Origin of the sequence: Methylocystis sp. H4A, from assembly GCF_015709545.1 — a bacterium.
GTDB lineage: Bacteria > Pseudomonadota > Alphaproteobacteria > Rhizobiales > Beijerinckiaceae > Methylocystis > Methylocystis silviterrae.
Map to the genome: position 1 here is coordinate 72,773 of NZ_JADNQY010000017.1, position 21,269 is coordinate 94,041.

Sequence of the window (21,269 nt, forward strand, 5' to 3'; positions counted from 1 at the left end):
GTCCGGCGAACCTCATGATTCATCGCAGCCTGCTTCTCGCTCTTTTTTTGCTCGTTTTCGCCGACGCTGCGGCGGCGCAGGCGCCACCCCAGCAAAGCCAGCCGGATTGGCCGTGCCGACAGGTGCGCGTGCCCGAGCTCGCGGTCGGGGGCGTCTGGGCCGGTCCGCCGCTCGACGCCGCTATGAAACATTGGCGCGACGATGCGACGATCGCCGATCTCGTCACGCGCCTCGCGCAGCGACGCACGCCGATGGACGAAGCCGAGCGGCTTGTCGCGCAATTCGCCAAGTCGGCGGGCGACAAGCGCAAGGAGCGGCTGACGACGCTGTTCGCCGGCGTCTATGAGCGCATGAATGACGAGCGGCGCGACCTGGTCAACGGCCTCGACCGTTTTGGCCGGCGGCTGAAAGCCATGGCGGAGACCGCGCGCAAGGAGACGCAGACTCTGCGGGAACTGCAGGATCAAAAGCCGCCGGACTCCGAAGCGATCAAAAAGGCGAGCGAAGCCGTGCAGTGGCGGCTGCGGCTCTTCGAGGAGCAGCGACGCATGGTCGGCTATGTGTGCGAGAGCCCGGCGCTGATCGAGCAGCGTTTCGGCGCGCTCGCGCGGGCGATCCAGCAGGCGATGGAGTGAGCGGCGGACCCCATTGATCCGCTGGTTTGCGTGCCATCCCCGGCAGGCCACCGGCCTGACCGGGAATCCAGAAGCGATCAGAGAATAGCTGGCCTTACTCTGGATTCCCGATCGCTTCGCTCAGGCGAAGCGTCGAGAATGACAGCCCCAGCCTTAATTGAAATCGCGCCCTACTCGCGCGGCTCGGGCTGGCGCTCCTCGAGCGGATGGCCGGCCTGCTCCCAGGCGTCGGCGCCGGGCGGATACCACAGCACATGCGTATAGCCGAGGGTTAGCGCGCGTTTCGCGGCGTTCCAGGACGCCCAGCAATTGGTGCGGCAATAGAAGACGAGCGGCTTCGACTTGTCGCCGCCGCTCGCGCGCGCCACGCCCTGCTCGAAATAGCGCGCCATCGGTTCGGAGAGTTCGCCAAACCCGGTGTCGGGAAGCCAGATGCTGCCAGGAATGTCGAAGCGCTTAGGATCCCGCCACACCGCATTCTTCGGCAGGCCTTCCGGCTTTGGCGGCCGCGACAAGGCGTCGATGAAAACCGCCTTCTTCCCGCTCCACAGTTCAAACGCCTGGGGCGTGTCGAGCACGGTCGCGCCCTTGAGCGTCGCGGGCGTCGGCGCATGATAATTGTCCAGGCGATAGGTTTCCGGCTCTGGCGGCGCTTGGGCAAAAGCAGGGGCGGCGCAAAGCGCGACCGCCGCGCAGAGCGCGAGAACGCCGCGAGCCAAATGCGTCGTCAGATTCATCACGGAACCGTGATCGCATGTCCCGACTCATCGAGCAACGGGACTCCATAGTCGCGAAGAATGCGCTCCAGCTCGATCTTGTTTTGAGCGATCAGCGTATTGAGTTCGCGCTTCCAGTTCTGATCGGAATGGCGAACCCCGAAACCGATGCGGAAGGCCGCGCGGGCGCCAGGCGTCTCCGGCAGCGGCGTCACATTCAGCTTCACGCTCGAATGTTTGGCGTAGTAGCCGGCGATCGGTCCCCACAGCAGCGCGACGTCAATCTCGCCCTTTTCGAGATCATGCATCATCGCCGCGCCGGAAGATTCGACGCGCGTGTCGACCATCAGCGCATAGGGCTTCACCGACGCCATCAGACCATTCATCGCCAGAACATTGCCGGGCGGCGTGTTGGCGACAAGGCCGATTCGATGCGGTTTTTCCTTCAGACGGGGATCATCGAGAGTCTTTACGCCGTCAAGCTCCGAGCCCGCGCGGGTCACGATGGCGTAGGTCGTCCGGTAATAGGGATTGGTGGTCTGCACGAGGTCATTGCCCTGCGGCATGCCGAGGATGACGTCGCATAGATGCGCGTTGAGCGTATTGCGCACAAAGCCGGTGGCGCCCGGATAATAGGTATAGGCGAGATCCTTGCCGAGCTTCTTCGCCAGGAATTCGGCGATTCTGTTCTCGAAGCCTTCGCCCTTGTCGTTTGAAAAGGGCAGATTGTTCGGATCCGCGCACACGCGCAGCGTCTTGGGATCGACGAGTTCGATCGAACCCTGATTGTCGTCGCCCTTGGCGCCGAAGTCGGGCCCCATATGCTGCGCCGAGGCGGGGGCCGCCACAGAGAGGATCGCGGCGGCCCAGCCCGTCGAGAGCAGCGCGGAAAATCCGCGCCGGCTGATGTCAAAGCGGATCATGCGATCGTATCGACGCTCTTATTTCTGACTCATGCACTCGGTCTCAGCCTTGGCGAAGGCTTCCGGGCGATCTTCCTTCTTCCCCGGACGGCCGGGCTCGATGGCGCCGGTCGAGAGCGCGCGCAGATAGACATAAAGATCGTCGATGTAGCAGGAGGCGTTCTTGTTATCGGCGAAGGCCGGCATGACGCTGTTGCCGTTCTGGCGGCCGCCGATGACGATGCCGGCGAACTCGGCGTAGTCGAACCGCTTCACCGAATCCTTAAGCGCCGGCGCATAGGTCGAACCGCCGCCGTTGGGGCCGTGGCAGACGTGGCATTCCGCGTGATAGCGGCGATAGCCGGAGAAGGTGTACCAATCCACCTTGCCGTCAGGACCGACGTTGTAGGTGGGGTCGCCTTTGGCGTCGAAATATTTGCCGTCGGTCGATTTGACGGCCTTGGGGTCTCCCGGCGCGTCGGCCATTGCGGAGCTTCCCACGCACATGATGACGCCCAGAGCTAACGCTCCGGCAAGCGACGATCTCATTACCTCTCTCCTTGGTCTCTTTTCTTCCCACACAGTGTAAACGCCGACGCTCGGCGGCACCTTGACGGTGCGCCGAGCGCCGGCTTTTAATTGCTTCGCGTCTCGCTTAGTTCGGCAGAGCGAAGACAGTCAGCACGCCGCCGAGAGCCGTATAGTTGGCCAGCGACGCATAGTTGCCCACGGCGCCGAGTCCCTCGTTGCTCTTCGAGAGGCCAGCCGCCAAGCCGATGCCGGCCCAGCCGCCAACGCCCGAGAGCACCGCGACATACTGCTTGCCGCCGGACTCATAGGTGGTGACGTTGCCGATGATTCCCGACGGAGTCTTGTACTTATAGAGCTCCTTGCCGGTCTTGGTGTCGACGGCCTTCAGATAGCCCTCGAGCGTGCCGTAGAAGGTGACGCCGCCGTCCGTCGACGTCGCGCCGCCCCAGACCGAGAACTGCTCCTTGTTGGACCAGACGATCTTGCCGACCTTGGCGTCCCAGGCGATGAAGTTGCCGGTGTGGGTCTCGCCCTTGTCCTTGCCCGCCGGGAACATTTCCAGCGTCGCGCCGACGTAGGGCTGGCCCGCCGTATAGCTCACGCGGAACGGCTCATAGTCCATGCAGACATGGTTGGTCGGAACCAGGAACAGTCCCGTCGTCGCGTCGTAGCTCGCCGGCTGCTGGTCCTTGGAGCCAAGCGCCGCCGGGCAGACATATTGCGTATTGACGTCTTCGCCGTTCTGCTCCGTCGAATATTTCGCCACGCCGAGCGGACGGCCATAGGTCTTGGAGCTCTTGTCCATATCGACCTTGGTCGCCCAGTTCACCGCCGGGTCAAATTTCTCGGCGACGAGCAGTTCGCCAGTGACGCGGTCAAGCGTGTAGCCGAAGCCGTTGCGGTCGAAGTGGACGAGAGTCTTGCGCTTCTGGCCGCCCATGTCCTGGTCGGCGAGAATCATCTCGTTGATGCCGTCATAGTCCCACTCGTCGTGGGGCGTCATCTGGTAAACCCACTTCGCCTTGCCGGTGTCGAGGTCGCGCGCCCAGATGGTCATCGACCAGCGATTGTCGCCCGGACGCTGCTTGGGGTTCCAGGTCGAGGGATTGCCCGAGCCGTAGTAGACGAGATTCAGGTCCGGATCATAGCTGTACCAGCCCCAGGTGGTGCCGCCGCCGATCTTCCACTGCTCGCCTTCCCAGGTCGTGATGCCTGAGTCCTTCTCGACCGGCTTGCCGAGATGGGTGGTCTTGCCCGGCTCGATGAGCGTGTCGGCGTCGGGGCCCATCGAATAGCCGCGCCACACCTGCTGGCCGGTCTTGACGTCATAGGCTGTGATGTGGCCGCGCACGCCGAATTCGCCGCCGGCGATGCCCACGAACACCTTGTCCTTGAAGACATGCGGGGCCGCGGTCGAGGTCTGGCCCTTGGAAGGATCGCCGTTCTTGACCGACCAAAGGAGCTTGCCGGTCTTGGCGTCGAGCGCGACGAGCGTGGTGTCGGCCTGCGCCAGGAAAATCTTGCCGTCGCCATAGGCGAGGCCGCGGTTCACCGTGTCGCAGCACATCACCGGCACGACCGACGGATCTTGCTTGGGCTCATACTTCCAGAGGATCTTGTGGTCCGGATCCTTCAGGTCGAGCGCATAAACATTGTTGGGGAACGGCGTATGCAGATACATGACGTCGCCGATGACGAGCGGCGCGCCTTCATGGCCGCGCAGAACGCCGGTGGAGAACTGCCACGCCGGCGCGAGCTTGCCGACGTTCTCGGTCGTGATCTGCTTAAGAGCGGAATGCCGCAGATTGGCGTAATCGCCCGTCGGCATCACCCACTGCTTGGGATCCTTCTGCAGGGTCTGCAAATCGTCAGCCTTCGCCGCGCCGGCGAGCGCGAGTACGGCCACCGAAGTCGACAACAACAGTTTATGCATGAGCTTTTCCTCCTGACGACGCCCGGGGCGCATTTTTATGCGCCGCCGCCGACGTCGTGCCTCCTAGGCGCCTCGACATTGGGAAGGCGATTTCCGTTTATGTCTCAAGCCGGCGGGACAAAACGTCCGCCAGCGGCGAGAAGCTCCCGGTTCCCGTCCGGAAGACATCTTTTAACTCGGAAACGGCGGGATAATATGTCGCTAGCTCTTGAATCGCAATCGCAAAAAACAATGGCGCGGCCGTGCGATGCAGCGCATCGGCCAGCCCGCGAAACAGCCAAGGCGAACAACATGTTGCGTCGCATGCTGGCGCTTGTCGCGGCGCTCGCGCCGCTCGTCGCCGGGAACCCCGCCCGCGCCTTCTCCTTAAGCGAAATCGCCCCCGGCGCTTACGCGCATCAGGGCGAAACTTCCCTCATGACCCGGGAAAATTTGGGCGACATCGCCAATCTCGGCGCCATCGTCGGGGACGAAGCGGTCGCGGTGATCGATACCGGCGGCAGCCTGATCGAAGGCCGCGCCTTCCTCGCGGCGCTGCGCGAAAAGACGCAAAAGCCCATTCGCTACGTCATCAACACCCACGCCCATCCCGACCATATTTTCGGCAATGGCGCCTTCGTCGAGACCGGCGCGATATTCGTTGGGCACAAGAATCTGCCGCGCGCGCTGGCCGCGCGTGGGCCGCACTATCTTTCGGCCTTCCGCGCGCAGATGGGCGACGCGCTCGACGGCGTGACGATCGTGCCCCCGACGATGACCGTCGACCAGACGCTGACGCTCGATCTCGGCCATCGCGAGATCGTCCTGCAGGCGTGGCGCACGGCGCATAGCGAATGCGACCTCACCATTCTCGATCCAAAGAGCGGCGTGCTCTTTTCCGGCGATCTGCTCTTTTTACAGCATGTGCCGGTCGTCGACGGCAGCCTTCTCGGCTTCCTCGACGTCGCCGACAGGCTCGCGGCGATCAAGGCGACGCAGGTCGTCGCCGGGCATGGCCCCCTCCCCGCGCCCTGGCCCAAGGCGCTCGAGGACCAACGCGCCTATCTCATGCGGCTGACCGCCGATCTCCGGGCCGCGATCAAAAAGGGCGAGGGCGTCGCGGCGGCGGCCAAGGAAGCCGGCGCCGAGGAGAGGGAGAAATGGCGGCTGTTCGACGATTACAACGCCCGCAACGCGACGGCGGGATTCGCCGAGCTGGAGTGGGAAGGACCATGAGGATGACTTTGTCACGTGACGGCGACCAGAGTTGGCGCTTATTCTTGCCAGGAGATCAGTGCTCTTGCCGTCATTGCGAGGAGCTTTATTCGAAGTCGGGTATACCCGACTTCGCAAGAAACCGACGAAGCAAACCAGAGCCGGGGCGCCTTTCGATGGATTGCTTCGCGACGCTCGCAATGACGAAGTTGTTAGGAGGATGCCGGATGAACAAAACAGCCCTTTCCGCCGCCGGCGCCCTCTTCGCTCTCCTTTCGACCGCCGCCCTCGCCCAAACCGCGCCCGATCCCTGGCCGGAGCTCGTCGTCGACATCTTTCACAGCCGGCCGATCTCGGCGGCGGACGGCGTCATTACGCTCGACGCGCCGGCGCGGGCCGAGGACGCGGCGATCGTGCCGATGACCATGCGCTTCGCCGACCCGACGCAGATCAAAGTTGCGACGCTGGTCATCGACCAGAACCCGATGCCGATGGCTGCAGCCTTCACGCTCGGCGACACATCCGGCGTCGGCTTCATCGAAACCCGCGTGCGGGTGAATTCCTACAGCAACGTCCATGCGGTGGCGGAAACGGGCGACGGCAAACTGCGCGCCGACGCCAAATTCGTCAAAGCCTCGGGCGGCTGTTCGGCGCCGGCGGTCAAGGACGAGGACGAGGCGGTCGCCAATCTCGGCAAGATGAAATATCGCGAGTTCAAGAGCGCCGATCCGGCAAAACGCGAGGCGCAGATCATGATCCGCCACCCGAACAGTTCGGGGATGCAGATGGACCCGGTCTCGCGCGCCTATCTGCCGGCGCATTTCATTGACTCTGTCGAAGTCTTTCAGGGCGAGACGCCGATCTTCAAGATGGAAGGCGGCATCTCGCTCTCGGAAGACCCGACCTTCCGCTTCACCTATGCGCCGAACGGCGCGAAGACGATCCGCGTCGAAGCCCATGACAATAAGGGCGGCATCTACAAGGGCGAATGGCCGATCGGCGAAGCGTCGTGAGCCGCGCTCAATAGGTCGCCGAAAGATAATCAACGATCGCCGCGGCGTCGGCTTCGTCGATCTGCGCATGATAGGACGCGATCATCTTCTTCACGACGCCCTCCCAGAACGCCCGGCCCATCTTCGGCGGCTGGCGCTCGATATAGTCGACCGAGTGGCAAGCGGCGCAATTGCTCTGGGCGGTTTCCTGGCCCGGTCCGGGGCGCAGCGTCGCGGTTTCGTCCGGCAGCGAATAGGTCAGCGTCTCGGCGGCGCCGAGCGACGTCGCGAGAGACGCCGCCGTCGCCACCAGGATGAGCGTTTTGCGAAAGCGCTTCATGTCTCCGCTAGATCGCCTCTATCCGAATTGTCTCCACCACGTTCCGCATATAGCCGGCATGGTTCCATAAGGGCGCCAAGGGCTGCGACTGGCCGTCGCGATTGACGGCGCGGGATTTCAAATGATGCACGCCGGGCCGCAGGGACAGTTCGCTCCGCCATTCGCGGAAGGAATAGCGGCCGAGATCCTCACCAAGCCGAGCCGCGGCCCAGCTCGCGCCGTTGTCGGCTGAGAGCAGCACGGCTTCAATGCCCTGGCCGCCATCGAAGGCGATGCCCCTGACCTCGAAGGCGACATGCGCTGCGGCTTTCGCGTCTTCGGCCGGCCGCGTTATGAAACTGCGGACATTGAGCCGCTTGATCGGCCGCGTCGCCCCCTTCGGCGCGCCGGGCGTGACGCAGACGCAGTCATTGTCGGGGATGCGATAGGCGCTCGACATCCAGAAGCCGCTAAAATCGCTGTCGAGCACCTCGATGTCGTTCAGGTGCTTCACCCAATAGGTGCCGTAACAGCCGGGAACCACCAGCCGCAGCGGGAAGCCGTTGAGCCATGGCAGGTCTTCGCCATTCATGGCGTAAGCGAGCATCACTTCGCCATCGCCGGCGTGGCCGAGGTCGAGCGCCTTCATGAAATCCGGCGTCTCCGGCGCCACTGGCGAGTCGAGCCCGTTGAAGGCGACGGACTGAGCCCCCGGCTTCGGTCCGGCCTTTTCGAGCAGCGTTTTGAGCGACACCCCGCGCCAGCGAGCGTTGCCCATCGCGCCATGGCCAAATTGTCCGCCGCCGACGCGCGGCTCGACGAAGCCGCGGCTGTTGCCGGAACATTGGTTCACGGCGACGATCTCGATCGGTTCGAAGTCGCGCTTGAGTTCTTCGAGCGAGAGCGACAGCGGCGTCTCGACATGGCCCCGCACCTCAAGGCGAAAGGCTTTTGGATCAATGCTAAGCGGGACGCCGGCGAGGTGATAGCGCACGAAAAAGGCGTCGTTCGGCGTCAACACGCCTTCGTCGTAAACGGAGTAAGGGGTTTCGAGCTGAGGCGGCCGGACGGTCTGCTCGATCAGCGCACGTTTCCCAGGGTAGCGCACGAGGGGCCGCTCGCCATTAGCGAACCCCAGTCGCGCGCTTTCCGCCGAGAACGCGCGCCGTCCATCTAACGAGGACAGAGCCGCGAGCCCAAGGCTTGCGCCGCGCAAAAATGATCGCCTGCTCGTGGCTCGGGGCATCGTTCACGCCGCTCGCGCCGGCGCTTTGCAGCGACCGCGCGGCTAGACCGTCACGAACCCCAGATCGTCAGCGCCGCGCATAGCGCGAACGGCAGCGTCGCAAGCGCGAAAACGCCCGTAACGCACAGAAACCGCTCCGCTTCGCTCGCCTCTCTCGGAGCCGCCTTGTCCTGCCAGTTGATGAACGCCATCACGATCCCCTTACAAGTCCACACGGGCGTCCCTGCCGTTTGGCTCAGCAAAAGACGCGCCCGCAGAGAAACGCGCGAGACGGCGAATCGTTGCAATATCGTTAAAAAAGGCTGAAGCGCCGGCTCTGTTACCGACGCGCGACGGCCGGCGCGCGGGAGCGGCGCTGGGTCGGCGGCGGCGCGGGCGCAGCGCTTTCGCTGAACAGCTCGGCCAATTTTTCTGTCATGGCGCCGCCCAACTCCTCAGCGTCGACGATCGTCACCGCGCGGCGGTAGTAGCGGGTGACGTCATGGCCGATGCCGATGGCGATGAGTTCGACCGGCGACTTGCTCTCGATCTCGTGAATGATTTGGCGCAGGTGCCGCTCCAGATAATTGCCGGCGTTAACCGAAAGCGTCGAGTCGTCGACCGGCGCGCCGTCCGAGATCATCATCAGGATGCGCCTCTGCTCGGTGCGCGCGAGCAATCGGCGATGCGCCCAATCGAGGGCTTCGCCGTCAATATTCTCCTTCAACAGCCCTTCCCGCATCATCAGGCCGAGGTTGCGTCGGGCGCGGCGCCAGGGCGCGTCGGCGGCCTTATAGATGATGTGGCGGATGTCGTTGAGGCGTCCGGGATTGGCCGCCTTCCCTTCGGCGATCCAGGCCTCGCGAGACTGGCCGCCCTTCCAGGCGCGGGTGGTGAAGCCCAGGATCTCGACCTTGACGCCGCAGCGCTCCAGCGTGCGCGCCAGAATGTCGGCGCAGGTGGCCGCGACCGTGATCGGGCGCCCGCGCATCGAGCCGGAATTGTCCAGAAGCAGCGTCACCACCGTGTCGCGAAAGTCCATGTCCTTTTCGCGTTTGAAAGAGAGCGGCTGCTGGGGGTCGATGATGATCCGCGGCAGCCGCGCGGGGTCGAGCATGCCTTCCTCGAGGTCGAACTCCCACGAACGGCTCTGCTGCGCCATCAGCCGGCGCTGCAGCCGATTCGCCAGCCGTCCGACGACCGAGGAGAGATGCAGCAACTGCTTGTCCAGATAGGCCCGAAGCCGGTCCAGCTCCTCGACGTCGCAGAGCTCCTCGGCGCGAATGATCTCGTCGAAGCGGGTGGTGTAGGCGTGATAATCGGCGCCGGCGCGCTCGGCGGCGTTCGTCGCCGGATGACGCGCCTCGGCGGCCTCTTCGGCGTCTCCGGCGTCGGCCTCTCGCTCGGTCTCGCCATAGGGCGCTTCCGCGGAGTCGCTCTCGCCTTCCTGCTCGGCGTCTTCGGCCGCGAGCGCCGTATCCATTTCGGCGGCGCTCTTCGACTCTTCGTCGTCGCGATCGTCGCTCTCGCTCTGGTCGGGATTTTGTGGCGCGTCCTCGCTTTCGTCGTCGGACTGCGTCTCGTCCGGCGCTTCGCCGCTCGCCATATCGAGATGCGAAAGCAGCTCACGCACGATCTGGGCGAAAAGCTTCTGGTCCTCCACCGCCCCGGACAGTCGGTCGAGATCTGCGCCGGCGCGCTCTTCGACGGTGTCGCGCCACAGCTCGACGATTTTCTGCGCGTGCTGCGGCGGATTGAGTCCGGTCAGGCGTTGGCGCGCGAGCAGCGCCAGCGCGTCTTCGAGCGGCGCGTCGTCGCGGCCTGAGATTTCATCCGCGTGGCTGCGCTGATAGCGGTCGTCGAGCATGGCGCTGATATTCGCGGCGACGCCGGGCATCCGCATCGCGCCGATCGATTCGCAGCGCGCCTGCTCCAGGGTGTCAAAGGCGGCCCGGGCCGCCGTGGGTTCCGGCGCATAGCGGCGATGCAACGCGTCGTCGTGACAGGCGAGACGCAGCGCCAGAGAATCCGCCTGACCGCGCAGAATCGCGGCGTCCTTTACGTTCAGCTTTCGCGGCGGCTCCGTCAGCCGCGCCTTCGCCCCGTCGGCGCCCGCGATCAGCGAGGGTCGCTCCGGGGCAAAATTCACCTCGAGCGCTGGCGAGCGCGCCATGGCGCGCATGGCGCCGGCGACGGCGCGCTTGAACGGTTCCTGCGGCGCCTCCTTGGGCGAGGCAGGCCGTCGGTTTGTCGGGGCTGGCGGCATAACGACAGTATATGCGCGCCGCTCAGCGAAGTCGCAAGTCGGCGGGCGGTCAGCGGACGGCGAGTCGATAGGCGTGCGAGTCGATAGGCGAGTACGCGAAAAAGCCGCGCAGCCAGGCCGCGCGGCTTTTTTCCGGTCGAGATTATCAGCCGAGGTGCGAAATCATCGGAGCGACCAGGACCACGGTCACAATCGCGGCAATTGCGCCGACAACCCAAATCATGCCCTTTAAACGCGAAGAGGCTGCGGTGTTCATGCTCATTTTGTCTCTTTAATGGACATGCCTGCGAAGAAAAACATAAGCCGCCGGCAGGAATGCCCAGAAAAGCTGCAGCCTATTTCTTATATTTAAGCGTAAATACGCGCTTTGCAAACCAGTTTGAACGTAAAAGTCGCCCAGGAATAGGGAATGGAAATAGTATTTTCTGCTGCTCATAATTTAGGAAAAACTTCGAATCCCTTGTTCCGGCAAGGCGAAGGGGTGGCTCGCGGATGCGAGATCATTGGCGAATGTGGACCAATTGACGCATGCTCCTGAAAAAGCCTTCGCACGGCCGAAGCGTTGACTTCGGTCAACGGCGGAAGGCCGGCAATCCGATCGCCACGGGAGCGGCCCGTCACAATTTGCGTTCCTGCTTGCTGAAATTCGAAAGGTCGCCTTCCGCCGCGGCCCGCCGGCGCCATGATTTCGCGATCGCCGGATATTTGATTTCCTTGCTGATGCGCGACACCTGCTGCTGCAGTTTCTCGCTCCCGCAGGAGGGACAGGCCGAGGTTTCCGACGCGCGCACCAAGAGTTCGAATTCGGCGGAACAGGCGTCACAGACATAGGCGTAAAGCGGCATTGGGGCCTCGCGTCAGTTGGCGTTCACGGAACGCCCTCGCGCGAGCAATTTTCGTTCCGCCGCGCTCCTTGGAGCCCTATTCGCTCGGCAATCCCCACAGCGCCTAGAGCGCTTCCCGATCACATGGACTCATGTGATCGGGAAGGAATCGCTCAAAATCAAAATGTTGGAGCAGGTTCTCATCGAAAAAGTCTGTCAACTTTTTCGGAAGCTGGTCTACGTCATCACCACATTCACGGCGCTTTCCGGCAGCTCCTTGCCGAAGCAGCGCTGATAGAATTCGGCGACGAGCGGGCGCTCGAGTTCGTCGCATTTGTTCAAAAAAGTCATCCGGAAGGCGAAGCCGATATCTCCGAAAATCTCGGCGTTCTCCGCCCAGGTGATCACCGTGCGCGGACTCATCACCGTCGAAAGGTCGCCGGCCATGAAGGCGTTGCGGGTGAGGTCGGCGACCCGCACCATCTTATTGGCGACGTCGCGGCCTTCCTTCGTGGCGCCATAGGATTTCGCCTTGGCGAGCACGATATTGGTCTCGGCGTCATGCGGCAGGTAATTCAGCGTCGCGACGATCGACCAGCGGTCCATCTGCGCCTGGTTGATCTGCTGCGTGCCGTGGTAGAGGCCCGACGTGTCGCCGAGCCCCACCGTGTTGGCGGTCGCGAACAGCCGGAAAGCCGGATGCGGCCGGATGACGCGGTTCTGGTCGAGCAGCGTCAGGCGGCCGGAGACTTCGAGCACGCGCTGGATCACGAACATCACGTCGGGCCGCCCGGCGTCATATTCGTCGAAACACAAAGCGACGCAGTGCTGCACCGCCCAGGGCAGGATGCCGTCGCGAAACTCGGTGACCTGCTTGCCGTCCTTCAGGACGATGGCGTCCTTGCCGACAAGGTCGATGCGCGAGATGTGGCTGTCGAGATTGACGCGGACGAAAGGCCAGTTGAGCCGCGCCGCCACCTGCTCGATATGCGTCGACTTTCCCGTGCCGTGGTAGCCGGTCACCATCACGCGCCGATTCCTGGCGAAGCCGGCGAGAATGGCGAGCGTCGTCTGCCGATCGAAGAGGTAGTCCGGGTCAAGGTCCGGCACATGTTCGTTGCGCTCGGAAAAGGCGGGAACCTCCATATCGGAGTCGATTCCGAACACCTGGCGCACCGAGATCTTCATGTCCGGCGTGCTCTCGAGGCCCGTTGCGGCGTATTCTACAGCGACCAAAATGCGTCCTCCTTGCGCGGACCGTTTCCGTCCCCGCATGATTGCGCCGAAGATGTCTGCGCCGGCGCGGAAAAGCGCCGCGCGCGACGAGCGCTCAGACCAGCCGGGCGGCCCTCAGCGTCTTATAGGCATGGATGATTTCCCGCAATTTTTCCTCGCGCGAGCGGTCGCCGCCATTGGCGTCGGGATGATGGCGCTTGACGAGCTCCTTGTAACGCGCGCGGATCGTCACGGCGTCCGCCGTCTCCTCAAGCCCCATGGCGACGAACGCCCTGATCGTCACTGGCGAATGATGCGGACCCCGGCGCTCGGCGGGCTGAGGACGGCGGAAGCGCTGGCGATAGACGCCAAGCGGATCGGCCGCCGTCATCGTGTCCTCGCGAAAACCCGCCTGTCCGCGTTTCGTCCCCATGGACCATGTCGGCCGGTGCCCGACCGTCGCGTCCTTTATGTAACGGGCGACTGAAGCGTCATCCATGCCGTTGAAATAATTGTATGTGGCGTTGTATTCCCGGACATGTTCGAGGCAGAAACAGAGATACTGCCCCTCACGCAGCCGGCCCATTGGCGCGCGGTGGGCGCCCTCCGCCTCACAGCCGGGAGAATCGCACCGTGTCACGGTCTCGCGCCGAGTTTCGCGCGGCTGGCGCTTGGTTCGGATGCGGTCGAAGAGGGGCGAATTCAGGTCCATTTCATTCCATTATGATGGCGCCGCAGCGCGCCGCAAGCGCAACCAAGCGCCAATGTGCTAAATCGGCGGTCGAACCGGAGATAAACATGACGGATCAGGGTAAAGGCGTCGTCAAGACGCGCATCGCACAGAAACTCACCCAAGCCCTCGCGCCAGCGGCGCTCAACGTGATCGACGAATCGCACAGCCACGCAGGACATGGGCATCACCATCCCGACGGCGAAACCCACTTCAGAGTGGAGGTGGTGAGCGCGGCTTTCGAGGGCAAGAGCTTGATCGAGCGGCACCGTCTCGTCAATGCGCTTCTCTCCGACGAATTGGCCGACCGCGTTCACGCTCTGGCGATCAGCGCCAAAACTCCGCACGAAGCCGCGCCCGTTTAACGCCGTCAACTGCGCAGCGGGGCGCCGTCAGCGCCGCAGTCGATCTCGGAAACGTCCTCGCCCATGGCGATGCGGGCGCGCGCCAGCGCGCCGCCGGCGTCATAGGAGTAATCGTGGCGCAGCTCCACCTCGCCATAAACGAGCTTCTCGCAACTGACGATCCTGCCCTCGGCGTCATAAGTCGCACGAAAATACGTGTTGCGGTTCTTAAGCTCGCTCGCCTCGAGCGGCCCCAGGAGCTTCAATGGCAAGCGAACCCCGGAATAGGAGAGAAAATACCGGCATTCTTCTTCATTACGCGCTTCATTATTCTCCGACATCACCGCTCTCCCCTCGTCCCCGGCGTTTCTTCAAGCGACGCCGCGCAACTTGGTACGAGAAAATCGCGCCAACCTCATGGCTCCCCACATGGCTTCCCAGAGTGCGCGATTGAAGCCAGCGGCTCTTGACGGTCGGCTGGGCAGCGCGTAGCGCGGACGGCGGCGGCGCTGCGCCGCATGGAGAGGGCTGCATCATGGCCGCCGTCGACAAAATGGCGAAACCCGCCGCCAAGCCGGCCAATCCCAGCTTTTCGTCCGGCCCTTGCGCCAAGCGCCCGGGGTGGGCGCTGGCAAATCTCGCCGGGGCGGCGCTCGGCCGCTCCCATCGCTCAAAGGCCGGCAAAGCGAAGCTGGCGCAGGCCATCGCGCTGACGCGGGAGATCCTGCGCGTTCCTGCCGATTACCGCATCGGCATCGTGCCGGCGTCCGACACCGGCGCCGTGGAGATCGCGCTCTGGTCGCTTCTCGGCCCCAGGGGCGTCGATGTCGTCGCTTGGGAGAGCTTCTCGAAAGACTGGGTCAATGATGTCCTGAACCAGTTGAAGATCGAACGAGCGCGGAGCCTCGCCGCGCCCTATGGCGAATTGCCGGATCTGTCACAGATCGACTTCGACAATGACGTCGTTTTCGCCTGGAACGGCACGACGTCGGGCGTGCGCGCGCCCAACGCCGACTTCATTGCGGCGGATCGCAAGGGCCTGACGATCTGCGACGCGACGTCGGCGGCCTTCGCGCAACCGCTCGACTTCGCCAAGCTCGATGTGACGACCTATAGCTGGCAAAAGGTTCTCGGCGGCGAGGCCGCGCATGGCATGCTGATTCTCTCGCCGCGCGCTGTCGAGCGGCTCGAGAGCTATGCGCCGCCCTGGCCGATGCCCAAAATTTTTCGGCTGACGAAACAGGGGAAGTTGAACGAAGGGATTTTCCAGGGCGAGACGATCAACACGCCCTCGCTCCTCGCGGTCGAAGATTATCTCGACGCGCTGTCCTGGGCGCAATCAATCGGCGGGCTTGAGGCGCTGTTTGCGCGCTGTGACGCCAATGCGCAGGCGGTCGGCGACTGGGTTGAAAAGACGCCCTGGGTCGACTTCCTCGCCAAGGACCCCGCGACCCGCTCCAACACCAGCGTCTGTCTCATCTTCTCCGCGGAGAGCGCCGCGACAGACGCCGAAGCGCAGGCGGCGCTCGCCAAGAAGATGGTGGCGATGATTGAACAGGAGGGCGCTGGCTATGATTTTGGCGCCTATCGCGACGCGCCGCCGGGCTTTCGCATCTGGTGCGGCGCGACGGTGGAAACCGCCGACGTAACGCTGCTGACGCAGTGGCTCGACTGGGCCTATGCGCAGGCTTGCGCCGACGCCGCGCAAGCAGGGTGAGTTGATCACGGCCCTTGGCGTGATATATTCGTTTAAGATATATCAGGAGGAGCGCGTGGATAAAGCCAAGGTTTTTTGGTCGGGGCGCTCGCAAGCTGTCCGTTTGCCTAAAGACTATCGCATAGAAGCCGATGAGGTGCGGATCAGTCGGCGCGGGGACTCGATTATCCTCGAACCTATTCCGAAAGATTGGTCCTGGCTTGATGCGATCGTCGGAACCATGTCCGAGGACTTCATGGAAGAGGGTCGCGAGCAGCCGCCGATGCAGGAGCGTCCGCTACTCGATAAACTTTTCTAAGCGTGCGTTTTCTCCTCGATACCAATGCGGTGATCGCAATTCTAAAGGGCGACAACTCGTCCCTGGCGTTGCGCCTGCGCCAACATCGGCCAGCGGACATATGCCTCTCGTCGATCGTCACACATGAATTGTACTTTGGCGCATACAAGAGCGGGCGGGTTGAAGCCAACCTCGCTCGTTTGCGTGCGCTGCGGTTCGAGGTTTTGCCCTTCGATCTCGAAGATTCAATCGTCGCCGGCGAGATTCGTGCAAAGCTGCGCGCCAAGGGCGTTCCGATCGGTCCCTACGATCTCCTGATTGCCGCCCAGGCGCTCGGACGTGGATTGGTCCTCGTTACGGCCAATGTTAAGGAATTTTGTCGCGTCGACGGATTAAAAATCCAGGATTGGACCAACGCAGGCTAACCCCCCAAGTGCGATCTACTCCTGAGATGCATCCTCTTACCGCGAGTATTTCCATGCCGCCGCGCGTTCTCATCTCGGATTCTCTTTCGCCGGCCGCGGCACAGATTTTCCGCCTGCGCGGATTGGAGGTCGATTTCGAACCGACGCTGGGAAAAGACAAGGACAAGCTTGCCGCCGCGATCGGCGATTATGACGGACTCGCGATCCGTTCGGCGACGAAGGTGACCGCCGACATCTTTGCGCGGGCGCCGCGGCTCAAGGTCGTCGGCCGCGCCGGCATCGGCGTCGACAATGTCGACGTCGCCGCCGCCACCGCGCGCGGCGTCATCGTCATGAACACGCCCTTCGGCAATTCCATCACCACCGCCGAACACGCCATCGCGCTGATGTTCGCCTTGGCCCGCGAAATTCCCGCCGCCGACGCCTCGACCCAGGCCGGCAAATGGGAAAAGAACCGCTTCATGGGCGTCGAGATCACCGGCAAGACGCTTGGCGTCGTCGGCTGCGGCAATGTCGGCGCGAATGTCGCCGAACGCGCGCTCGGCCTGAAGATGCGCGTGATCGCCTTCGATCCTTATCTCACCCAAGAGCGCGCCGAAGAGCTTGGCACCGAAAAAGTAGACCTCGACGAGCTCTTGGCGAGAGCCGATTTCATCACGTTGCATACGCCGCTCACGCCGCAGACGAAGAATATCCTCTCGGCGGAAAACCTCGCCAAGACGTGCAAGGGCGTGCGCATCATCAATTGCGCGCGCGGCGGGCTGGTCGACGAAGAGGCGCTGCGCAAGGCCCTCGACGACGGCCATGTCGCCGGCGCCGCCTTCGACGTGTTCGCGCAGGAGCCGGCGACCGAAAACCCATTGTTCGGGCATCCGCACGTCGTCTGCACGCCGCACCTCGGCGCTTCGACGAGCGAGGCGCAGGAAAAGGTCGCGCTGCAGATCGCCGAGCAGATGGCGGATTATCTCACCAGAGGCGCGATCGCCAACGCCGTGAATTTCCCCTCGATCAGCGCCGAAGAGGCGCCGCGGCTGAAGCCTTTCGTCGAACTCGCCGAAAAGCTCGGTCTCTTCGTGGGTCAGGTCGCCGTCGCCGGCGTCGACACATTGTCGATCGTCTACGAAGGCGCCGTCGCGTTGCAGAAGACGCGGCCGATTACGGCGGCTGCGATTTCGGGGCTGCTTCGACCCATTCTCGAAGACGTCAATCCGGTGTCGGCGCCGATCCTCGCCAAGGAGCGCGGCCTGGCGATTGAGGAAATCACCCGCGAGGCGCAAGGCGACTATGAATCTCTTGTCACGCTCAGCGCGCATACCGCGCAGGGCGAAATTTGCGTTTCGGGGACGGTTTTCCACGACGGCAAGCCGCGCATTATCGGCATCGGCGACATTGGCGTCGACGCCGAATTCGCACCGTCGATGATCTATCTGACGAATGAAGACAGGCCTGGATTTATTGGCAGATTCGCCGGCGTGCTCGGCGAAGCCGAGGTCAATATCGCCACGTTCGCGCTAGGCCGCGACAGGCCCGGCGGCGGCGCAGTCGCGCTCGTCGCCATCGACGGCGAACTGCCGCCGCAGGCGCTCACCGCCCTGAAAAACCTGCCCGGCGTGAAGCAGGCGACGACGCTTAAATTCTGAGTCGGCGCGCGGCGGCAGTGTTGCAAGTCTGCCACTATGCCGCAAGAAAACGCCGCTTGTCCTGCGTTTGGCGCGTCGGCCCGCTTGCTTGCGCGAGCGGCCTGCGGGAGTAATCATCAGCGCGTCTGCGTCGCATTTTCGGGTCGGCGCGACGTCAGCCCACACTTGGACAAGGGAAAACCATGCGGCGTCTCGCTTTTGCACTGATTTGCGCATTCGGCGCGCTCGGCGCCCTTTCGTCTCCAGTATCCGCGCGCAGCCCTGCCCCGCAGCCGGCCCCGGCGCCGGCGCCGGTCGTCGACCCTTTCACGGCGCTATTCGGCGGCGGCTCCTTCGCCCCGCAAACCAGCGACGGCCGTCCGCAGGCGGTCGCCGTTCCGCGCGAGACCGTCGCCTTCGACGCAAGATATGCGCCCGGCACGGTGATCATCGCCACCAATGAGCGTCGACTCTATTATGTGCTCGGCAACGGCCAAGCGATCCGCTACGGCGTCGGCGTCGGCCGCCCGGGCTTCGAATGGGCCGGCACCCGCTTCGTCGCCCATAAGCGCGAGTGGCCCGATTGGACGCCGCCGGCGCAAATGCTGCGCCGCCGCCCCGACCTGCCGCGGCATATGGAGGGCGGCCTCAACAATCCTCTCGGCGCGCGCGCCATGTATCTCTCCGGCACGCTGTACCGCATCCACGGCTCCAACGAGCCCTGGACCATCGGCCAGGCCGTGTCGTCGGGCTGCATCCGGATGACCAATGACGACGTGGTCGACCTCTACAACCGCGTCAAGGTCGGCACCCGCGTGGTCGTGACGCGATAAGAATTTGCGGCGACGTTTTAATCGGCCGGCGCGCGCGTCGGCCGATTCATTTTGCAGACTATTTTTTTTGAAGAATTATTTTTCTCCAGGCCGGTCGCGATCGAGCCCCTTGGCTGCAAGCTCTTCGAGATAGAACGAAAACCGCTCCGGCGCCGTCTCGCCAAGCTCGCGCAAATACCGCCACGTGTAGATTCCGGTGCGATGCAAGTCGTCGAAGTCGAGCCGCACGGCGTAATTGCCGACCGGCGCAACCGCGATGATCGTGACATTGCGCTTGCCCCCGATCGTCTTGCGCTCCGCCGCGGAATGGCCCTGCACTTCCGCGCTCGGACTCTGCGTGCGCAATAGCTCGGCGCTGAGCGCGAATTGCGCGCCATCGTCGAAGGAGACGTTCAGCACCCGTCCGCCTTCTGAGAGGCGCAGTTCAGTTGGCCAGGGCTCCTGCCCCATGAGGCTCTCCAGCCTTTGATCACGCAAGGCGGGTTCAAGTCGCCGCGGCGCCGCCTCCAGCCGCCGCCACTCATATCTATCGCCTTCCGGCGAAAGGCGCCAACCGAACTCAACGGACATCGGCTTTCTCGCTCCACCAGTTCTCCAAGGTGAAGCCGAAGGGAAACATCGGAAAAAGCGGCGTGTGCGCAGGATGGCGGATCGTGGCGCGATGCGCGCACCAGATGGCGTTCACGTGCTGCAGAGGCACGAAATAGAATCCGGAGAGCAGTATGCGATCGAGCGCGCGGGCCGCCGAAATGCTGTCCTCGCTGGTGCGCGACGCGAGCAGATTGTCGAGCGCGGCGTCGAGCGCCGGCGAAGCGGCGCCGGCGAGATTAAACGAATTTTTCCGGTTGAGACTTTCCGTGCTCCACCGGTTCAACTGTTCCTGTCCGGGAACAGCGTACGCCAGCCATTGCCCGGTCATCATGTCATATTCGAAGCGCTGCCGCCGGCGCTGATACTGGACTTCGTCATATAAGCGCGGATTGGCTTCGATGCCGATGCGCTTCAACGAAGCAGCGAAATTGAGCGCAAGCCGCTCTTCATCGCGATCGCGAATCATGATCTCGAATATGACGGGAACGCCGTTCTTCTCAAGACGCCCGCCGACGAGAACATAGCCGGCGTCGGCGAGAAGCGTCTGCGCGCGCTTCGCGACCGTGCGATCGCGCCCCGAACCGTCGTGCTGAACGGGTCGCCAACGCCCCTCGAGAATGTCGTCGCGAACGACGCCCGGAAAATTCGCAAGAAAGCCGCGCTCGGCGGCGCTCGCAGGACGCCCGACCGAAGAATAATCCGACTCTCCGAAGTAGCTTTCAGTGCGCGTATAGAGTCCGCCGTAGAAATTGGCGTTGATCCATTCGAAGTCATACATCATGGCGATCGCTTCGCGCAGCCGCACGTCGCGAAAGATGGCTTTGCGCAGATTGAAGACGAAGCCTTCCATCCCCGTCGGACGGCCGGGCCGCAGGATTTCCTTCACAATGGCGCCGTTACGAACGGCAGGGAAATCATAGCCCGTCGACCAACGCGCGGCGCTCGTCTCCTCGCGATAGTCGAGGAGCCCCGCCTTCAGCGCCTCAAACAGCGCCGCGCCGTCGCGATAATAGTCGAGGTCGATCTCGTCGAAATTATAGAGTCCCCGTTGGCTCGGTATGTCGCGGGCCCAGTAGTCGGGGTCGCGGCGCAAAACCAGACGCGAACCTGCTTTGGACTCTGAAATCACATAAGGGCCAGAGCCGAGCGGGATCGTCATATCGAGCTCGTCGAAGCGCTCCACATTGGTCGCCCTCTTCGAGAGAACCGGCATGGCGGCGAGAATGAGCGGCGCTTCGCGATCCTTCACGCCGGTCAGATCGAAACGCACGGTATGGTCGTTGAGCGCCACGGCCGATGTCACCGAAGCGAAAATCACGCGATGATTCGGCCGACCTTTCGACTTGAGCAATTCGAAGGAGAATAGAACGTCAGACGCGAGAATCGGCGTCTTGTCGGAAAAGCGCGCCCGAGGGTCGAGGTGAAATGTGACGTGCTCGCGGGCGTCGTCGATTTCGACGGACTGGGCGATCAGCGGATAGAGGGAATAGGGTTCGTCCTGCGAACGCATCATCAGACTTTGCAGCACATTGCCTATGATGAGTTGCGGCGCATCCCCAAATCTCGCGTTGAACGGATTGAGACTCGCAAATCCGCCGCGCTGTCCGAGCCACAGCCTCCCGCCTTTCGGCGCCTCGGGATTGGCATAGGGAAAATGAGCGAAATCCTTCGGCAACGCAGGTTCGCCATAGAGCGCGAGACCATGCGTGACGGGAGCGCTCGAAAGCTTATCGGCAAGAGCCCAAGCGGGCAACAAGACCGCGACGGCGTGGAGGAGCGCCGCAAAACCCGCAGCGGCGATCATGCGTCCAATTGCTTGCCCAACGCTAAGCATTGCATCGCCTCCTTCGCCAAATTGGCGTACTGAAGCTATTCGGCTCGGGCAGTCTCCAATTTTACGAACTGCTGATCGTTGTCGCCGCATCGCGCGGCGCATTACTGGTTCAAAAAAGATGTCGCGGTTGTGAGCGTTCTCGAAGCT

General features: G+C 63.2%; 23 protein-coding genes. 9 read left to right on the forward strand and 14 right to left on the reverse strand.

The window, feature by feature from the left end; all coding sequences use genetic code 11:
- Positions 1-14: 14 nt before the first annotated feature.
- Entirely contained in the window at positions 15-635 is a 621-nt protein-coding gene (locus IYW40_RS04045) for a hypothetical protein (protein ID WP_196399477.1), read from the forward strand.
- Between the two features lie 170 nt (positions 636-805).
- Here IYW40_RS04045 and IYW40_RS04050 read toward each other — a convergent pair whose 3' ends face one another.
- From IYW40_RS04050 to xoxF5, 4 genes are all read right to left on the reverse strand, one after another.
- On the reverse strand, positions 806-1,372 hold the full coding sequence (locus tag IYW40_RS04050; RefSeq protein ID WP_196399478.1) for a PQQ-dependent catabolism-associated CXXCW motif protein: 567 nt from the start codon (positions 1,370-1,372) through the stop codon (positions 806-808).
- Complete coding sequence (locus IYW40_RS04055) at positions 1,372-2,274, reverse strand: substrate-binding domain-containing protein (RefSeq protein WP_196399479.1); 903 nt, start codon at positions 2,272-2,274, stop codon at positions 1,372-1,374. Before IYW40_RS04055 ends, IYW40_RS04050 begins: the two co-directional genes overlap by 1 nt.
- A gap of 18 nt (positions 2,275-2,292) precedes the next feature.
- Positions 2,293-2,760 (reverse strand): c-type cytochrome, methanol metabolism-related, encoded by a 468-nt coding sequence (locus tag IYW40_RS04060; RefSeq protein WP_196399542.1) that lies wholly within the window; start codon positions 2,758-2,760, stop codon positions 2,293-2,295.
- Between the two features lie 148 nt (positions 2,761-2,908).
- Positions 2,909-4,717, reverse strand: coding sequence for a lanthanide-dependent methanol dehydrogenase XoxF5 (gene xoxF5 / locus IYW40_RS04065; protein WP_196399480.1), 1,809 nt, complete (start codon positions 4,715-4,717; stop codon positions 2,909-2,911).
- A 291-nt stretch (positions 4,718-5,008) separates the two neighbouring features.
- Here xoxF5 and IYW40_RS04070 point away from each other — a divergent pair, with 291 nt between their 5' ends.
- The gene (locus IYW40_RS04070; RefSeq protein WP_196399481.1) at positions 5,009-5,932 is read left to right on the forward strand and encodes a quinoprotein relay system zinc metallohydrolase 2; all 924 of its coding nucleotides are present in this window, start codon (positions 5,009-5,011) and stop codon (positions 5,930-5,932) included.
- 206 nt (positions 5,933-6,138) lie between these two features.
- Positions 6,139-6,924: a quinoprotein dehydrogenase-associated SoxYZ-like carrier gene (locus IYW40_RS04075; protein WP_196399482.1), complete on the forward strand. Its 786-nt coding sequence runs from the start codon at positions 6,139-6,141 to the stop codon at positions 6,922-6,924.
- Between the two features lie 7 nt (positions 6,925-6,931).
- Here IYW40_RS04075 and IYW40_RS04080 read toward each other — a convergent pair whose 3' ends face one another.
- From IYW40_RS04080 to IYW40_RS04110, 7 genes are all read right to left on the reverse strand, one after another.
- Complete coding sequence (locus tag IYW40_RS04080; protein WP_196399483.1) at positions 6,932-7,243, reverse strand: cytochrome c; 312 nt, start codon at positions 7,241-7,243, stop codon at positions 6,932-6,934.
- Between the two features lie 7 nt (positions 7,244-7,250).
- Positions 7,251-8,468, reverse strand: coding sequence for a molybdopterin-dependent oxidoreductase (locus IYW40_RS04085; RefSeq protein WP_196399484.1), 1,218 nt, complete (start codon positions 8,466-8,468; stop codon positions 7,251-7,253).
- A gap of 50 nt (positions 8,469-8,518) precedes the next feature.
- Positions 8,519-8,659, reverse strand: a complete 141-nt coding sequence (locus IYW40_RS04090) for a hypothetical protein (RefSeq protein ID WP_196399485.1) — start codon at positions 8,657-8,659, stop codon at positions 8,519-8,521.
- Between the two features lie 128 nt (positions 8,660-8,787).
- Positions 8,788-10,713: a cobaltochelatase subunit CobT gene (gene cobT, locus IYW40_RS04095; protein ID WP_196399486.1), complete on the reverse strand. Its 1,926-nt coding sequence runs from the start codon at positions 10,711-10,713 to the stop codon at positions 8,788-8,790.
- A gap of 617 nt (positions 10,714-11,330) precedes the next feature.
- Positions 11,331-11,558, reverse strand: a complete 228-nt coding sequence (locus IYW40_RS04100; protein WP_196399487.1) for a zinc ribbon domain-containing protein — start codon at positions 11,556-11,558, stop codon at positions 11,331-11,333.
- A 216-nt stretch (positions 11,559-11,774) separates the two neighbouring features.
- On the reverse strand, positions 11,775-12,773 hold the full coding sequence (gene cobS / locus IYW40_RS04105; protein WP_014890856.1) for a cobaltochelatase subunit CobS: 999 nt from the start codon (positions 12,771-12,773) through the stop codon (positions 11,775-11,777).
- A gap of 94 nt (positions 12,774-12,867) precedes the next feature.
- Positions 12,868-13,464: a J domain-containing protein gene (locus tag IYW40_RS04110; RefSeq protein ID WP_196399488.1), complete on the reverse strand. Its 597-nt coding sequence runs from the start codon at positions 13,462-13,464 to the stop codon at positions 12,868-12,870.
- Positions 13,465-13,550: 86 nt separating this feature from the next.
- Here IYW40_RS04110 and IYW40_RS04115 point away from each other — a divergent pair, with 86 nt between their 5' ends.
- On the forward strand, positions 13,551-13,847 hold the full coding sequence (locus IYW40_RS04115; RefSeq protein WP_026222596.1) for a BolA family protein: 297 nt from the start codon (positions 13,551-13,553) through the stop codon (positions 13,845-13,847).
- Between the two features lie 5 nt (positions 13,848-13,852).
- Here the strand turns inward: IYW40_RS04115 and IYW40_RS04120 are convergent, their stop codons facing one another.
- Entirely contained in the window at positions 13,853-14,167 is a 315-nt protein-coding gene (locus IYW40_RS04120) for a DUF6156 family protein (protein WP_196399489.1), read from the reverse strand.
- Between the two features lie 194 nt (positions 14,168-14,361).
- Between IYW40_RS04120 and IYW40_RS04125 the strand changes: the two genes are divergently transcribed.
- From IYW40_RS04125 to IYW40_RS04145, 5 genes are all read left to right on the forward strand, one after another.
- Positions 14,362-15,543, forward strand: coding sequence for a phosphoserine transaminase (locus tag IYW40_RS04125; protein ID WP_196399490.1), 1,182 nt, complete (start codon positions 14,362-14,364; stop codon positions 15,541-15,543).
- A 55-nt stretch (positions 15,544-15,598) separates the two neighbouring features.
- Positions 15,599-15,841, forward strand: a complete 243-nt coding sequence (gene vapB / locus IYW40_RS21635; protein ID WP_154452583.1) for a type II toxin-antitoxin system VapB family antitoxin — start codon at positions 15,599-15,601, stop codon at positions 15,839-15,841.
- Between the two features lie 2 nt (positions 15,842-15,843).
- Entirely contained in the window at positions 15,844-16,245 is a 402-nt protein-coding gene (locus tag IYW40_RS04135; RefSeq protein WP_196399491.1) for a type II toxin-antitoxin system VapC family toxin, read from the forward strand.
- A gap of 53 nt (positions 16,246-16,298) precedes the next feature.
- Entirely contained in the window at positions 16,299-17,885 is a 1,587-nt protein-coding gene (gene serA, locus IYW40_RS04140; protein ID WP_196399492.1) for a phosphoglycerate dehydrogenase, read from the forward strand.
- Between the two features lie 182 nt (positions 17,886-18,067).
- Positions 18,068-18,697 (forward strand): L,D-transpeptidase, encoded by a 630-nt coding sequence (locus tag IYW40_RS04145; RefSeq protein ID WP_196399493.1) that lies wholly within the window; start codon positions 18,068-18,070, stop codon positions 18,695-18,697.
- A gap of 75 nt (positions 18,698-18,772) precedes the next feature.
- On the opposite strand, the gene IYW40_RS04150 is transcribed toward IYW40_RS04145, so the two are convergent.
- Positions 18,773-19,147: a DUF971 domain-containing protein gene (locus IYW40_RS04150; RefSeq protein ID WP_196399543.1), complete on the reverse strand. Its 375-nt coding sequence runs from the start codon at positions 19,145-19,147 to the stop codon at positions 18,773-18,775.
- Between the two features lie 109 nt (positions 19,148-19,256).
- On the reverse strand, positions 19,257-21,122 hold the full coding sequence (locus IYW40_RS04155; RefSeq protein WP_196399494.1) for an extracellular solute-binding protein: 1,866 nt from the start codon (positions 21,120-21,122) through the stop codon (positions 19,257-19,259).
- Between the last annotated feature and the right edge of the window lie 147 nt (positions 21,123-21,269).